Genomic DNA, 15,964 nt, shown 5'->3' with positions numbered 1-15,964 from the left:
TTTAGCTGATCAATTTTCACCCAAATAGCTTGTCTACATATTTATAATATTCTTCTTGCTTTCCAAACAGTACCAATAGGTGCTATCCTAACCACATCACCTGTATGAGGTGCATGTATTACTTGTCCATTTCCTATATACATTTGTACATGCTCATCACTAGGGAATATTAAATCACCAGGCTGCAATTGTTGGCCCGTAACATCTACACCTGCATTAACTTGCTCGTATGTAGTTCTACCAATATCAATTCCTGTAACATTTCTATATACATAAGATGTAAGTCCTGAACAATCAAAATTTTCTGGTCCTGTTGCACCATATACATAAGCTACACCTAAAAATTTATATGCATAGCTTACAACTGAAGTACTAGTTGGTGATGGAGTTGGAACATGTGGATTTACAGCTGCTGGTGTAATTTTATTATCGGAAATTTTCTTCAATGCGTTTTTCGCATTTTCAATGGCATTATTTACTTCATTCTGAACTTCACTACTCTTTAGCTGATTCTTAATAGCACTTAATGCGGTAATAGCGTCATTAAGTTGACTTTCAGAACTATTTGGATTGTTAGCTATATCTATGAATCCTTGAACTGATTCTCTCTCTATCGGAATTAAATATTGTTTAGCAAATTGCTCTACTTCTGCCTTAGATTGTTCTCTAACTTGCTTTTCTTCCTCTAACTTTTTATTAATTTCAGCTTTTTGTTGTTGTATATCATTGTTAAGCCCTTGAATTTCATTTGATTTTGTCTCCAATGAGTTTACCTTATCATCAAGTTTGCTTTTACTACTTGATAAATCTTTTAAAACTTTTTTGTCCGTACTAACTATTTTAATAGCTGAATTAACTTTGGTAATTAAATCACCTAAGCTATTAGAAGAAAATATTAAAGAAATATAGTCAGCTTCTCCACCAGATTTATATATCGATCTTAGCCTCTTTCCTAATAGCTCTTCCTTATTAGTAATATCTGTTTTAGTTTGTTCAATTTCTTTATCTGTATTTTCTATCTCTTTATTTATATCTTTAATTTTGCTATCATTATCGTTCACCTTAATTGTTAGGGAACTTATTTCGTCATCAAATCTTTGAATCTTTTCATCAATTTCATTTACTTTTGCCTTTTTTGCTTCATACTCATTTCTTTGCTGTTGTAATTGCTGATCTGAAGGAGCTGCACTTACTCTAACTCCTGATAGTATAACTGAAGCAACAAAAACTCCGATAATAATTATAGATAATATTCTTCTCTTCATAAATCTTGGTCTATGACCATTTCACCTTCCTTTTCCTATCCGCTAGTTACTACATATTATTCTAACATTTTACTTATTAGGAATCAATGTGTATTCTCAATTTGACTTCTCACCATTTTATACTCTTCAATAAAATTATATTATATTAAATTTAATTCTTTCTATTTCACATAAAAAAAATCCCCAAGATTTAGTATCTTGAAGATTTACTTATTTCTAATTTAATCTACTTATATCAGGTATATTATAGTTATATCTTATAATAAAAACCAAAGTATCTTATTCTACAACTTTAAAATTATATTTAGGAGGATCAGTTATAATATAGTATAAATATAAATTATCATCTACTTTTTCAATATTACACTTAATATTACTTACATAAATTTCATTATAATTATTATTAGTGTGTGTAAAAAACCCATAAAGTATACCACTATCTCCGTAATTTTTCGTGTAATCTAATCTATTCCAGACGCATGTAAAATTATATTTATTGGAATTCATATCAGTAGTTGTAAAATTGTCTAAATCACCAATATTGTTATCCCATAATGAATATTCTATCTTCCACCCTTTTATTAATTCATTATTTGCTATAGTTATGTTCAATTGATTATTTTGATTTTTATTAATAAACATTGTTTTTTCTTTGCTTATATCAATTTTTTTCAGAGTTTCTAAATTTAATGAGTTCTTTGTTATATATCTACTTAATGCTTGATCTAGAGATCTATTATACATTGAAACTATAATTAAAGTTAATATTACCATTATTGATAAGCTTAAAATTAAATTCATCTTTTTTTATTTAAATCACCCTTTGTTTGAAAACGCATAATTATTCTTAACATTTATATTTATTTTCTTATTTTTACTTTAAGCGATTCAGAATATATCTAACTGTTTTTTATATTTATCCAGTATTTTTTTATACTATCTTCAAATTTATTGTTCTGGCATTCATAATACTTTTTCCCTCTTAATTCCTTTGGTAAATAATCTTGCTTAATATAGTGATTTGGATAATCATGAGGATATTTATACCCTTCTACCCCCAAACTTGCCGCACCACTATAATGAGCATCTTTTAAGTGCATTGGTATATCACCAAAGTTCCTATTCTCCAAATCATTCATAGCATCTTTTATTGCTAAATATGCACTATTAGATTTTGGTAATGTAGCTAAATAAATTACTAATTCACTTAATATTATTTGAGCTTCTGGAAGCCCAACTTTAAGGGCTAATTCAATACCAGAATTAACAACAGTCAGGGCACTTGGAAAGGCTAATCCTATATCTTCAGCTACAATTACTGAAATTCTTCTAATAATTGCTGTAAGATTCCCCCCTTTAATTAATCTAGCTAAATAATGCACAGCTGCATCAGGATCGCTCCCCCTAATGCTTTTTTGAAGAGCACTTAAAAAATTGTAATATTCATCCCCTGAAGAATCTGACAACATATGTGATTGTTCTAAACCTTCTACATATTCAACAGTAATATTTATAGTAGAGCTCAATTGTGAATTAATAGCTAGCTCTAAAATATTATATGCTTTTCTATAATCGCCTTGTGATATTTCTGCAATATATGAAACAGCTTCATCTGTATATTTTATATTCAATTCATTATCATTTGCTCTATCAATACTCTTTACTATACCAACCTTTATATCATCTTTGGTTAAAGCTTTAAAATTAAAAATATTACATCTACTAATTATTGCCTTATGTAAAACAAAGTAAGGATTTTCAGTAGTACTTGCAATTAATGTAACTTTACCATTCTCTATGAATTCTAAAAGTGATTGTTGTTGTCGTTTTGAAAAATGTTGAAGCTCATCAATATAAATTACAACTCCACTATAACCAAGTAAAGTATCTAAATCAGACACTATTTCTTGAATATCTTTTACAGAAGCTGTTGTAGCATTCAATTTATAGAACTTCTTATCAATATAATTTGCCATTATATTAGCTAAAGTTGTTTTTCCTGTTCCTGGCGGACCATATAATATACAATTGGGAATATTCTTGCTTTTTATTAAATTGTACAAAGGTTTTCCTTTACCTATAATATGCTTTTGTCCCATAAAATCTTCTAAAGTACTTGGTCTCATTCTTTCAGCTAATGGTGTCATTACAATCCTCCTCATTTTTTAACTAATTATATATTATCATAAATAAAAAAGATTAGGGACTATGATTGATATTAAAAGTATCTACCATAGTCCCTGACATGTTTAATCTATATTAATTTTACGAATCTAGCCAAATAATGTCCTATCACTTAAATCATCTTTAACATTCACTTTTTCGAATAATTCAAAAAGTTTGTCAGTAGTCAAATCTTGCTTTTCTTTACCTTGAACATCTATAACTACTCTTCCTCTATGCATCATAAATAACCTATTACCACAATCCATAGCATGTTTTAAATTATGGGTAACCATCAAAGTAGTAATTCCTCTTTCTTTAACAATCTTCTTTGTAATATCCATTATCTTTTCAGAAGTTTTAGGATCAAGAGCTGCTGTATGTTCATCAAGTAATAATAATTTAGGGTCTGACATTACTGCCATTAGAAGAGTAAGCGCTTGTCTTTGTCCTCCTGACAATAATTCAACCTTATTATATAATTTATCCTCTAGCCCTAGGTCAACTTCTTTCAGTAAATCTTTATAATAATTTACTCTCTTTTTATTTATACCTAATGTCAAACCAAAGCTCTTTCCTTTATTATCTGCAAGAGAAAGATTTTCAAGTATAGTCATCTTAGGAGAAACACCAACAGATGGATTCTGAAAAACTCTTCCTATATATTTAGCCCTTAAATATTCATCTTTTCTAGAAACATCTTCACCATCTATTAGTATAACTCCACTATCACCAACTAAGGTTCCAGAAATCATATTTAAAAGAGTGGACTTGCCAGCTCCATTGGACCCAATAATAGCTACAAAATCTCCTTTATTTACAGACAAAGATAAATTATCAAAAACTCTATTTTCATTTATTGTATTTTGATTAAAAACTTTGGATAGTTGATTTACTTTTAGCATTACCTACTTCACCACCCTTTACCTTTGATTTTCTTTTAGCTTTAAAAAGATTTGATTCACTAGCTAATGCAATTACAATTACAATTGCTGTTAGTAAATTTAATAAATTTGGATTTAATCCAAGCTTTAAAGCTAGAGAAATAGCTGTATAATATATAACTGTTCCTATTATAGCTTGTGAAGTTGACTTTATAAAAGAAATCCTTCCAAGAAGTGATGTTCCAATAATTACACATGCAAGTCCCTTTACTACAACACCTGTTCCCATACCAACATCAGCATAACCTTGATATTGACATGTTAATGCTCCAGCTAAAGAAACTAGTGCATTGCTTACCATAAGCCCTAATATTTTTATATTATTCTTATTCACTCCAAGTGTTGTTACCACTTGCTCATTATCACCTACTGCAAATAATAAAAACCCTAATTTTGTTTTCATAAATAAGTCTTGTAATATCTTAAATATAACTAAAATACTTAAAGCTATTACCAACGGAGATACAGAACTTTTAAATAAATGATTTGTACTTAAAAGTGGGATATTTGATTTCCCCATAATTGTCAAGTTAATTGAATATAATCCCATCATAACTAATATTCCAGACATTAAGTTAGTTATTTTTAATTTAACATGTAAAAATGCTGTTAAAAATCCTGCAACTCCTCCTCCTATCATGGCTATTAAAGTCGCTATCCATGGATTAACTCCATTTACTATTAATATTGCAGCTATACTTGCCCCTAATGGATAACTTCCCTCTACAGAAAGATCAGGAAAGTCCAAAATCTTATATGTTATAAATACGCCCATTGCAACTAAAGCGAATAAGGATGCTTGTTCTAATATATTTATTACTAAATCCACTAATTAACGCCTCCAGTTACCTTTTTAGCTGCTTTATCTATGCTATCTGGTATTGTTACATTAAGTTTCTTCGCAACATCGGTATTTATTGTTATAGCAAGTTCTTTCATGGTTTCTATTTCTATATCCTTTGGATTTTTTCCATCTAATATTTCAGCTGCCTTATAACCTGCCATCTTTCCTAACTCATAATAATCTATTCCCTTAGATACAAGCCCTCCATGTTCAACAATAGCTGGCTCAGCACCTATTACAGCTATATTATTCTTAACACAAATATCACCTACTAAAGGATAAGATGCTGCTACATTATTATCAGTTGGAGCATATAATGAATCTATTGTTCCTGCAGCATTTGATAGATTTTGATTAATTTCATTTATATTAGAAATTCCTATTTCCTTTATGTTCAAATCATATTTAGGTGCTAATTCCTTAAGTTCTTTAACTTGATTTACTGAATTTATTTCTGATGTAGTATAAATTACTCCCATATTCTTAGCCTTCGGAACTAATTCTTTAAATAATTTTAGCTGCTCATCAATATCAACCTTATCCGAAGTCCCAGTTGTATTATATCCTGAACTTTTCCATTCCTTAGCTAGTCCCGCATCTACCGGATCAGTAACCGCCGTAAATACAATTGGAATATCTTTCGTTGCATTCAATACAGCTTGAGCTGTTGGAGTAGCTATTGCAAAAACCAAATCTTTTTTACTATTTGCAAATTGTCCTGCTAACTGCTGAGCAACATCGATTTTTCCTTGTGAATTTTGTTGTTCAATTTCTATATTTTTTCCATCTTCATAACCTTTTTCTTTAAGCCCATCAACAAAGCCTCTATTTGCTTCATCTAAAGCACCATGTTGAATAAATTGAATTACTCCAATTTTCTTTGTGTTGTCCTTTTTTTGCGTTCCACAACCTGTTAATACTGATACCGCCAAAATACCACAAAGTATCTTTGCAATCTTCTTCTTTCCTACCATTCTTACCATCCTCCAAATATTTATGTACCTTGCCTACCATACTTCATATCCTAACTTTACTCTTAATATAATCATAAAAAAAATACATATTTTTATGATAATATATCAATTATGCAAGTACATTCTTAAAATATTAAAAATAATTTACTCTATATTATCATAATTTATCAGTATTGTAAACATTCTATTAACGAACATACTTAATATTTAATTTAATTAATATTGATTTTTTTCTTACCAATCTTTTTGTTATCATTTACATAGCAAAACAGGTAGTCAGAAAAAACTACCTGTTAATTACTAATCATTTTAAACATCCATCAGATATCCATTATCTTTAAGCCAGTTATGTTCTTCTTTATAACTTGGCATAATTTTTCCGACTAATTCCCAGTACTGCTTTGAATGATTTTTATGTACCATATGGCACATCTCATGGACAACTACATATTCTAATGCTAATTCTCTTCCCATTATCAACTTCCAATTCAAGAAAATTCTATTATCATAAGTACAACTACCCCATCTTCTCTTTTGTTCTTTTACTTTAACTTCTTTAGGCTCACTCGGAAAATATTTTCTATACTTATCTACCTTTTTATATACTACTTCCTTACACTTTTCTCTTAAATATTTCTCAAGAACCTTATTTCCTCTTTCCTTAGAAATAGTATTAATAATAAATGTCTTATTATAATCAATAACAAATTCCCTCTTAAGATATGGTTGTATTATTATGTTTAGCTTATATATTTCACCTAAATACATTATTTCATTGCAATTTAGCTTTTTTCTACTTTCTAAAAGTTCTTTTTTTGATCCAATCCATTTACTCTTTCTTCTAACTATATCATCAATTTCATTTTCTCCTGTTCCCAATGGAACTTTTATTATTACCTCTCCATCAGGTTCAATTGTAATTGAACTTGATTTTATTTTCTTATAATAAACCTTATATTTTATTTCCTCCAAATTATCACCTACTTGAAGTGATTATAACATAAAAAAGCTATCTCTTTCGAGACAGCTTTTTTATATATACTGCAAACGATAAAAAATATTACTTGCTCCATCTAGGTGGGAAACTAGGATATAAGCCATGGGTACGCTTAATTGGAAGCAAGAGGTATTCCCCATGCTTTTATTATATATATATAATATTATAAAACATAGATATCTTTAGTCCCTTTTTTTATAGGACTTTAGTCCCTTTCTCCTTTTCGCAAAATAAAAAAGTCATCTCCTTATGAGACAACTTTTTTATATATACTGCAAACGATAAAAAATATTACTTGCTCCATCTAGGTGGGAAACTATAAAACAAACCATGGGTTAGTCTGTCTTTGAAGCAAGAGGTTAACACCTATGCTTTTATTATATAGTTTTCTCATAAAAATAATAGATTACAATAGTCCCTTTTTTTATAGGACTTTAGTCCTGTATTTTATTTCCCTTATTCTTTTCTTCGTAATATCCACTTACATTATTCTCGATTGCATATAAAGTTGCATGAACCCTATCTTCAACTTCAATTTTTCTAAAAATACTTGTTACGTAATTTTTAACTGTCTTTTCTGATAAATATAGAGCTTCAGCAATTTCTTTGTTTTTCATACCTTCAGAAATTTTGATTAAGATACTTAGCTCCCTATTTGATAAGTTTTCAAGTTTATTTTCATTAGTTCCTATGTAATCGTCAATGAATACAGACTCCATAAGAGTTTTATCTATATATTTTTCACCATTATACACTGATCTTATAGCACTAGTTATCTCATTTCCAGCAGATTCTTTTAACACATACCCTTCTGCGCCAAAATCTAATACCTCTTTAATCTTTCTTTTTTGCTTCTCTACAGTTAATATTATTATTTTTATAGAAGGCCAATTTTCCTTAACAATCTTTAAAGTCTCAACTCCATCAAGTTTGTCCATATTTATGTCCAATAATATTATATCTGGAGCTATATCTATATTCTTTAGTTTTTCAATCAACTCTTCGCCACTGTCACTTTCAAGCACTATCTCTAGATCTTTCTCATAACTAATTATCCTAATAAGCCCTTCTCTTATTAGTGCATGATCATCTGTTATAGCTAATTTTATCACTGTTCTCTTTCCCCCTAATTGTAGGCAATTTTATTTTATATTCAGTTCCTTTATCTAATAAAGATTTTATCTCAATAGTACCACCTAATTCATCAACTCTATCATAAATTCCAGTTATACCATAATTCTTAGTATTTTTTCTTGCACTTTTAAGATATTCATCTACATCAAATCCTCTTCCATTATCTTTAATGTTTAAGTATATATTCTCTTGTCCAACTTCTAATCTTACTTCAGAATTTTCAGCTTTAGAATGCTTTTTTATATTATTTAAAATTTCCTGAATTATTCTGTATACAGCTACTTCTACAACATAGTCAACAGGATGTCCATTGCTTCTTATTTCAACTGCAAGATTTGTAGATGCTTCTTCAAGAAAAGCTTCTTTTAAATCTTCAATAGCTGCCTCTAAAGTAATTCCATTTAAAAATGGTGGTTTTAAATCAAATATTATTCCTCTAACTTCTTTTAAGGTTTTTCTAACATTTGATTTTAAATCTTCTAATTCATTTAATCCTTCTTCAAGATTTTTGTTTAGAAGCATTTTGCAAAAATCAATTCTCATCATTGTACTAGCTAAATACTGTGCAGGTCCATCATGTATATCTCTTGCTATTCTATTTCTCTCTTTTTCTTGTGCCTCTACAAATCTAATTGCATAGGCTATCTTGCTATTTTCTTCAACTGATTCTATATTCTTATAAACATCACCTTTTAGATAACTTAATGCCACATTAACTTGCTCTATGACAGAATCAGCTTCTTTAATATTATTAAAATGATTCTTTATTGACCGCTGTAAAGATTCCCTTCTACCTTGCAATCTTTTTTCTTCTTTTTGCATGGTAATATACTCAACTCTAATGTTTAAAGCTTCTTCATAAATTATTCTCACATCATCTTCTTTAATCTGGAAGTTCATAGATGCTTTCGCTAATTTTTCTCTCATGCTTTTGTCAATCTTCTCTAGTCTATCTACTTCTTTAATTAATATTGAAATTTGATCTTCAACATCACCTAACTCAATTATTTGCTTTTCATATTCACTTTTCAAAGATTCTGCAATATTAAATATTTTCTCTTTACCATTATGAATATCATCAATAACTACAGATAGTATATTATTTATACTATTTATTTCTTCACTCATAACATCACCATTCAATTTCATCCTATAGTATTTTCATAGTAAATTATAACATAATAAATTTCATTTACCAAATACTATTAGAACTACCTTCCTCAATTTTTAACTACATGCCATTCTATATCTTAGGCACAATTTTTATATTTTTACATTAATCTACATTCACTAATATAGTATATTTATCAAGACATATGTAATTCTAAATCCAGTTTTACTACAGAAATAAATTAATTCAATAATAAAAAATAAAAGATTAATTTAATAAAATTAAGTTAACTTTTATAGTAATTGACATGGTGTTATATGTATGATAAAATAAATAATTTTGGCTATTTCACAAAAAATGTGGTATACTATTAATATGAACACTTTGGAGGTGCTTAATTTGTTAAAACCAGGCGATAGAATAGTTTATCCAAATCAAGGAGTAGGTATTGTAGATATAATTGAAGAAAAAGAATTTCATGGTAAAACTCAAAAATTCTATAGCATACATTTACTAAATAATTCTCTAAAACTTACTTTACCTTGTAGTCGTATTGAAACCTCTAACATAAGGTTAATTAGTGATGCAACCACTTTAGACAGTTTATTGAATAATGTAAAAAGACTTGAAGTTACTGATTGTGAATCAAAATCAGCTAATTGTAAAGATAGATTTGCTACTAACTCACTAAAAGTAAAATCTGGTTCTTTAAAAGACTACATTGAGGTTTTTCTTAATCTCTCTCTGATAAAGAGACAACATTCACTAAACTCTAGCGAAAATCAAATGCTCAATACCACAAAAAAAGTTCTAATAGAAGAAATTAGTTTGGTGAAGGATATTTCTCACATAGAAGCTGATGAACTATTAGAAAATATTTTATAAATTACATGTAAGTTACATATATAAAGCTAAATTCCAACGAATTTCTTAGTTGGAATTTAGCTTTATTATTTTATAAAAATATAATATTATAAATATAAAATAATAAAAGGAGACAAAACAATATGGAATGTGTTGCCTTAATAAGCTTATCTAATGGTTTACCAAATAAGCAAATAGAGATAATCAAGAACTTAGAAAAGCTTTTGACAAATATGAATATAAAAGTTATAAAATCAGATATAATTTATAAAGACATATCTAACTCTAATTACTCCGGTATAGATCGCGCGAGCGAACTAATGAAACTATATAAAGATCCAAAAATTCAAGGAATTTTTGATGTTTCAGGAGGAGATTTAGCAAACGAAATTCTTCAATACATAGATTTTGATACTATAAAAGATTTTGATAAACCTTTTTTTGGGTATAGCGATTTATCAGTTTTCATTAATAGTATATATTCTCAGGTTCAAAAGAAAAGCTATCTATATCAAATAAAAAATATAGTTCTTGACCAAACTAATAATTCTTTTCAAAACTTCTATGATTACATAAATAATATTTCTGAAGCTTTTTTAAATTTTAGTTACAAATGGCTTCAAGGTTCAAATATGTCGGGTATTCTTATAGGGGGCAACTTACGCTGCACACTAAAACTAGCAGGCACTAAATTCATGCCTGACTTTAAAAACAAGATTGTTTTAATTGAAAGTTTAAGTGGAGATGAAAACAAGATAAGAACTATGCTTACTCATTATAAGCATCTTGGAGTCTTTGAACTGTGTAGCGGTGTGCTTCTAGGATCTTTTACTGAACTTGAAAATATTCTAACAGATTCTAAAGTAGAAAATCTAATTTTAAGTATTATTGACAATCCTAATATTCCTGTTATTAAAACCAAGGAAATAGGACATAGTTATAATTCTAAAGCTGTTATTATAGGCAAATACTATAAGTTTATAAAATAATTAATAAAGACTGTGTTAAAAGAAATTCAAATTTCCTTAAACACAGTCTTTATTGTAAAATGATTATTACTTATCTTTTTCCACTTTCAAAAGGTTCTCCTGAAGCTTTTGGTGCACGAGTTCTTTTTGAGAAGAACACAAGAACCACTAAAGTAGCTACATAAGGGAAAATCTTCAAAAAAACTGGTGGCACTGAAGCTAATGATGGCATTACTTGTGAAATATTTGCAATTGTTGATGCAAACCCAAAAAATAGTGTTGCACCTAATACACCTAATGGTTTCCATTGGCCAAATATTAAAGCTGCTAATGCTAAGAATCCTAATCCAGATACAGATCCAGTAAATTCCCCACCATAAGTCACTATAATAACTGCTCCAGCAAGAGATGCTAAAGCACCAGATATCATAACTCCAATATATCTCATTCTATAAACATTAATTCCTGCTGCATCTGCTGCTTGTGGATGCTCACCGCATGATTTAAGTCTTAATCCAAAACTTGTTCTATTTAATATAATTACACTCATAACTAGAATTATTAAGGCTAACCAAGTAGTCGCATATGTTTTTGTGAAAAATAACGGTCCTATTACAGGAATGCTTGAAAGTACAGGTATTTCTTGTGGTATAAACCCAAGCATTATTCTAATATTTCCACTACCTGTAATATTTCTTGCTAAGTAAACAGTCAAAGCTCCAGCTATCATATTTATTGCTGTACCACTTATAACTTGATTTGCATTTAAAGTTACACTAGCAAATGCATGTAATAGTGAAAATATAATTCCTGCAACAATTGCTGCAAATAATCCAATCCATAAAGCATAATCATTGCCTTGTTTTTGTAAAGTTATTATAACATAAGCTCCTACGAAAGAACCACAAATCATTAACCCATCTAGCCCAACGTTTACTACTCCACTTCTTTCACAGAAAACAGCTCCAAGTGCTGTTAATAAAAGAGGTACAGTATATGCTATTGCATAAGGAAAAATTTGTTGTAAAGTATCTAACATACTACTTCTCCTCCTTTACATCTATATGAACTTCTTTTTTTCGTTTTTTAAATTTTCTTATTACCTTATCCATAATCATACTTGTAGCTGCAAAATATATAATTGTTGCCATAATTGTATCTGCTATTTCAGGAGGTATACTTGCCATTGTTGTCATAAATCCTTTTCCTGCATATAAAAGGCCAAAGAATAATGCAGCAATCAATACTCCAAATGGAGAACTTCCTCCAAGAAGCGCAACAGCAATCCCATCAAATCCTTGATCTGGCATAACACCTATTTGAATACAAGTTGCATTACCTACATATTGAGCCACTCCTGCAAGCCCTGATAATGCTCCAGCGATTCCCATAGAAACAATAATATTTTTATTCACTGAAATACCTGCATACTCTGCAGAAAATTTATTAAACCCTACTGCTTTTAATTGATATCCCAACACTGTTTTATCTAAAATAAACCATACTAATACAACTGCTATTATAGCAATAAGTATACCATAATTTATAAATGATCCATTAAATAATTGAGTAAGCCATGGAGTCTTAAGTGATGCAACATCAGTAATTTGTCTAGATTCTGTTTCTATAGAATCAGCTTTGAAATATGCTGGTATAACATAATAAACAATCCAGTAAATTATCCAGTTTAGCATTATTGATCCAACAACTTCATGAACATTAAACTTTGCCTTTAATAAACCAACTAATGCCGCACATAAAGCTCCACCTATTAATCCTGATAATACAATAAATAATAGTAAAATTGGTCTTGGCAAATTAGTGAATGTTAAAGCCACAGCAGTTGCGCAAAATCCACCAAATAGCATCTGTCCTGGAGCCCCTATATTAAATAGCCCAGTTCTAAATGCAAAAGCAAGTGATAAACCAGTAAGTATAAGAGGTGTAGATGTTGCAATGGTATTTGCTATTCTCTCTGTAGTCATAAGTCCGCCTTGAGTTAAATATATGTAACCTTCAATTGGATTATGTCCCATTGCAACCATTAAAAGTGCTCCTGCTATTAGTCCTAGAATAACTGCAAGAACTGATTTTAATGAATTATTCTTCATTATTGTTATCCTCCTTTTTAACTCCTGCCATCATTAAACCAATCTCTTTTTCATCAGTTTCATCGGCATTTACTATTCCAATTAATTCACCATTATTAATAACAGCAATCTTATCAGATAAGTTTAATATCTCATCAAGTTCTAAAGAAATTAAAAGAACTCCTTTTCCCTTATCCCTTTGCTCAACCAATCTTTTATGAATATATTCTATTGATCCAACATCTAGCCCTCTAGTAGGTTGGACTGCTATTAGAAGTTCTGGTTGAAGTTCAATTTCACGTCCTATAATGGCTTTTTGTTGGTTTCCACCAGACAATGTTTTAGCTGGTGATATAGCACCTTCTCCTGATCTTACATCAAAATCTTCAATTATTTTATTGGCATACTTTCTTATCTCACCTTTATTTAACAAACCTAACTTATTTGAAAAAGGCTCTTTCATATATTTTTGCAAAACCATATTTTCTTCAATTGTATAGTCAAGCACTAATCCTCTTTTTTGACGATCTTCAGGTATATGTGCAATACCACTTTCTATTCTGCCTCTTATACTTAAGTTACTTATGTCATTACCTTTTAAATCTATTTTACCTGATTCAATTTTTCTAAGTCCAGTAATAGCTTCCACAAGTTCAGTTTGTCCGTTACCCTCAACTCCCGCTATTCCAAGAATTTCTCCTGACCTTATTTCTAAGGACAAATCCTTTACTCCTAGAACCTTTTTATTATTTTTAACATTTAAATGTTCAATTTTAGCTAAAACTTCACCTGGTTCATATGGTGATTTTTCTACTTTAAATGATACTTCACGTCCTACCATCATTTTTGCCATCTCAGCCTCAGAAGTTTCTTTAACATTAACTGTTCCTATGTATCGTCCTCTTCTTATAACAGAACACCTATCTGCTGCAGCTTTAATTTCTTTTAATTTATGGGTAATAATTATTATTGACTTCCCTTCCTTAACCAAGGTTTTCCAAATGTCAATTAATTCTTCGATTTCTTGTGGTGTAAGCACTGCTGTTGGTTCGTCAAATATTAAAACTTCCGCATTACGATATAACATTTTTAATATTTCAACCCTCTGTTGCATCCCTACACTAATTTCTTCAATTTTTGCATAAGGATCAACATTTAGTCCATACTTTTTAGATAAATCTTCAATCTTTTTTGCTGCACCTTTTATGTCGATAAATAAGCCAAATCGCTTAGATTCACTACCTAAAATAATGTTTTCTGTTACAGTGAAATTTTCAACTAGTTTAAAATGTTGATGCACCATTCCAATTCCTAAATCATTTGCTATATTTGGGTTACTAATTTTGACCTCTTTACCTCTAACCTTTATAACTCCGCCCTCTGGTTGATACATACCAAATAAAACACTCATAAGAGTTGACTTTCCAGCTCCATTTTCTCCAAGAAGAGCATGAATTTCACCCTTTTTAAGTTGCAAAGTAATATTATCATTTGCTACTATGCCTGGAAACTCTTTTCGAATGTTTAACATTTCAACTACATATTCCATTCTATATCCTCCATCTTAACTTAAATTACGATTTAAATGTTTTATACAAAAAAAGACGGAAGAACCGCCTTTTTTGTACTCTTCCTAAATAACTACTTAATTAAATTACCTTGTTCATTTGAAACTTTAATTTCACCGCTTTTAATTTTTTCAAATACATCTTTACAAGTTTTTGTAGTTGCTTCACTTAAGTTTGGATTCTTATCAGGTATACCAACACTATCAGTCTTAGCATCTAAAGTAAGAGTTTGCCCACCAGGGAAATTACCATCTAATTCATCCTTAATTAACTTGTAAGTTGTATTGTCAATTTTCTTCATTGCTGAAGTTAATACTGCTGATTTACCATTTTCATAAATACCTTCATCATATTGATCAGTATCTACACCAATAGCCCAAACTTTTTCACCTTTTTTAGCTCTAGTCTTAGCTTCAGTAATTACACCTGTACCAGTACCACCTGCAGCTGTAAATATAGCTTTAACTCCTCTGCTATACATTGTAGCTGCAATTTGTTGACCAGCATCAGCACTATTAAATGTACCTTGGTAAACTATGTTTTCAGCTTTTAAACTAACCTTTGTTCCTAATTTTTCATTAGCATATTTAACTCCTTGTTGGAATCCCCAGTTAAACTTTTGAACAGCAGGGATTTCCATTCCACCAACAAATCCTAAATCTCCATCTTTTAATTCTACTGCAGCAGCTACACCAGCCATAAAGCCTGACTCTTGCTCTGCGAAGAATACAGCAACTGTATTATCGCCAACTTTTGCTTGCTTTTTATCTCCTTCTAATCCATTGTTAGGAGATCCATCTATTATTATAAATTTAGCATCTTTATACTTATCTTGAGATTCAAATATTGCTTGCTCAAACTTAAAGCCAGGTGCCACTATAAATTTAAAGCCTCCATCATACAAATCCTTAATTTTTGAAGTATAATCTGCTAAAGTTTGACCATCTGGTTGAAGATATTTTTCTGTGATACCAAATTCATCTTTTGCTTTTAAAATTCCTTCCCAGCTTCCTTGGTTGAATGACTTATCATCTATTGTTCC

At 29.7% G+C, this 15,964-nt stretch carries 15 protein-coding genes; 2 read left to right on the top strand and 13 right to left on the bottom strand.

Annotation, left to right across the window (positions count from 1 at the left end):
- Window positions 1-41 precede the first annotated feature (41 nt).
- From FAY47_RS03620 to FAY47_RS03580, 9 genes are all read right to left on the bottom strand, one after another.
- Complete coding sequence (locus tag FAY47_RS03620) at window positions 42-1,265, bottom strand: C40 family peptidase (RefSeq protein ID WP_143315050.1); 1,224 nt, start codon at window positions 1,263-1,265, stop codon at window positions 42-44.
- Window positions 1,266-1,544: 279 nt separating this feature from the next.
- Entirely contained in the window at window positions 1,545-2,066 is a 522-nt protein-coding gene (locus FAY47_RS03615) for a hypothetical protein (protein WP_143315049.1), read from the bottom strand.
- A 98-nt stretch (window positions 2,067-2,164) separates the two neighbouring features.
- The gene (locus tag FAY47_RS03610) at window positions 2,165-3,412 is read right to left on the bottom strand and encodes a replication-associated recombination protein A (protein ID WP_143315048.1); all 1,248 of its coding nucleotides are present in this window, start codon (window positions 3,410-3,412) and stop codon (window positions 2,165-2,167) included.
- Window positions 3,413-3,538: 126 nt separating this feature from the next.
- On the bottom strand, window positions 3,539-4,333 hold the full coding sequence (locus FAY47_RS03605; protein WP_143315047.1) for an ATP-binding cassette domain-containing protein: 795 nt from the start codon (window positions 4,331-4,333) through the stop codon (window positions 3,539-3,541).
- Window positions 4,299-5,201 (bottom strand): ABC transporter permease, encoded by a 903-nt coding sequence (locus FAY47_RS03600; RefSeq protein ID WP_143315046.1) that lies wholly within the window; start codon window positions 5,199-5,201, stop codon window positions 4,299-4,301. The genes FAY47_RS03605 and FAY47_RS03600 overlap by 35 nt, the downstream gene beginning before the upstream one ends.
- On the bottom strand, window positions 5,201-6,190 hold the full coding sequence (locus tag FAY47_RS03595; protein ID WP_143315045.1) for an ABC transporter substrate-binding protein: 990 nt from the start codon (window positions 6,188-6,190) through the stop codon (window positions 5,201-5,203). Before FAY47_RS03595 ends, FAY47_RS03600 begins: the two co-directional genes overlap by 1 nt.
- A 309-nt stretch (window positions 6,191-6,499) precedes the next feature.
- On the bottom strand, window positions 6,500-7,162 hold the full coding sequence (locus FAY47_RS03590; RefSeq protein WP_143315044.1) for a SprT family zinc-dependent metalloprotease: 663 nt from the start codon (window positions 7,160-7,162) through the stop codon (window positions 6,500-6,502).
- Between the two features lie 459 nt (window positions 7,163-7,621).
- Window positions 7,622-8,299: a response regulator transcription factor gene (locus tag FAY47_RS03585; RefSeq protein ID WP_143315043.1), complete on the bottom strand. Its 678-nt coding sequence runs from the start codon at window positions 8,297-8,299 to the stop codon at window positions 7,622-7,624.
- A complete protein-coding gene (locus tag FAY47_RS03580) occupies window positions 8,274-9,470 on the bottom strand; it encodes a sensor histidine kinase (RefSeq protein ID WP_143315042.1) in 1,197 nt (398 codons plus the stop codon). Before FAY47_RS03580 ends, FAY47_RS03585 begins: the two co-directional genes overlap by 26 nt.
- Before the next feature lie 361 nt (window positions 9,471-9,831).
- Here FAY47_RS03580 and FAY47_RS03575 point away from each other — a divergent pair, with 361 nt between their 5' ends.
- Both FAY47_RS03575 and FAY47_RS03570 read left to right on the top strand, forming a co-directional pair.
- Complete coding sequence (locus FAY47_RS03575) at window positions 9,832-10,317, top strand: CarD family transcriptional regulator (protein ID WP_143315041.1); 486 nt, start codon at window positions 9,832-9,834, stop codon at window positions 10,315-10,317.
- A 122-nt stretch (window positions 10,318-10,439) separates the two neighbouring features.
- A complete protein-coding gene (locus FAY47_RS03570; RefSeq protein WP_143315040.1) occupies window positions 10,440-11,285 on the top strand; it encodes an LD-carboxypeptidase in 846 nt (281 codons plus the stop codon).
- 70 nt (window positions 11,286-11,355) lie between these two features.
- Here the strand turns inward: FAY47_RS03570 and FAY47_RS03565 are convergent, their stop codons facing one another.
- The 4 genes from FAY47_RS03565 to FAY47_RS03550 all read right to left on the bottom strand — a co-directional run.
- Window positions 11,356-12,303 (bottom strand): ABC transporter permease, encoded by a 948-nt coding sequence (locus tag FAY47_RS03565; RefSeq protein WP_143315039.1) that lies wholly within the window; start codon window positions 12,301-12,303, stop codon window positions 11,356-11,358.
- A gap of 1 nt (window position 12,304) precedes the next feature.
- On the bottom strand, window positions 12,305-13,378 hold the full coding sequence (locus FAY47_RS03560) for an ABC transporter permease (RefSeq protein WP_143315038.1): 1,074 nt from the start codon (window positions 13,376-13,378) through the stop codon (window positions 12,305-12,307).
- Window positions 13,365-14,903 (bottom strand): ABC transporter ATP-binding protein, encoded by a 1,539-nt coding sequence (locus FAY47_RS03555; RefSeq protein ID WP_143315037.1) that lies wholly within the window; start codon window positions 14,901-14,903, stop codon window positions 13,365-13,367. The genes FAY47_RS03560 and FAY47_RS03555 overlap by 14 nt, the downstream gene beginning before the upstream one ends.
- Before the next feature lie 92 nt (window positions 14,904-14,995).
- Window positions 14,996-15,964 (bottom strand): BMP family ABC transporter substrate-binding protein (locus FAY47_RS03550; RefSeq protein WP_243129532.1); only part of this gene is annotated, 969 nt, incomplete at its 5' end.

The organism is Clostridium sp. HBUAS56017, from assembly GCF_007115085.1.
GTDB classification, from domain to species: Bacteria; Bacillota; Clostridia; order Clostridiales; family Clostridiaceae; genus Clostridium; species Clostridium cibarium.
Note: the sequence above shows the minus strand (reverse complement) of the source record. Positions and strands in the feature narration are given on the sequence as shown.

Excerpts from the sequence above, each read along its gene's own strand:
- FAY47_RS03620 (WP_143315050.1), bottom strand. The coding sequence starts at position 1,265 with ATGAAGAGAAGAATATTATCTATAATTATTATCGGAGTTTTTGTTGCT.
- FAY47_RS03615 (WP_143315049.1), bottom strand. The coding sequence starts at position 2,066 with ATGAATTTAATTTTAAGCTTATCAATAATGGTAATATTAACTTTAATT.
- FAY47_RS03610 (WP_143315048.1), bottom strand. The coding sequence starts at position 3,412 with ATGACACCATTAGCTGAAAGAATGAGACCAAGTACTTTAGAAGATTTT.
- FAY47_RS03605 (WP_143315047.1), bottom strand. The coding sequence starts at position 4,333 with ATGCTAAAAGTAAATCAACTATCCAAAGTTTTTAATCAAAATACAATA.
- FAY47_RS03595 (WP_143315045.1), bottom strand. The coding sequence starts at position 6,190 with ATGGTAGGAAAGAAGAAGATTGCAAAGATACTTTGTGGTATTTTGGCG.
- FAY47_RS03580 (WP_143315042.1), bottom strand. The coding sequence starts at position 9,470 with ATGAAATTGAATGGTGATGTTATGAGTGAAGAAATAAATAGTATAAAT.
- FAY47_RS03570 (WP_143315040.1), top strand. The coding sequence starts at position 10,440 with ATGGAATGTGTTGCCTTAATAAGCTTATCTAATGGTTTACCAAATAAG.
- FAY47_RS03565 (WP_143315039.1), bottom strand. The coding sequence starts at position 12,303 with ATGTTAGATACTTTACAACAAATTTTTCCTTATGCAATAGCATATACT.
- FAY47_RS03555 (WP_143315037.1), bottom strand. The coding sequence starts at position 14,903 with ATGGAATATGTAGTTGAAATGTTAAACATTCGAAAAGAGTTTCCAGGC.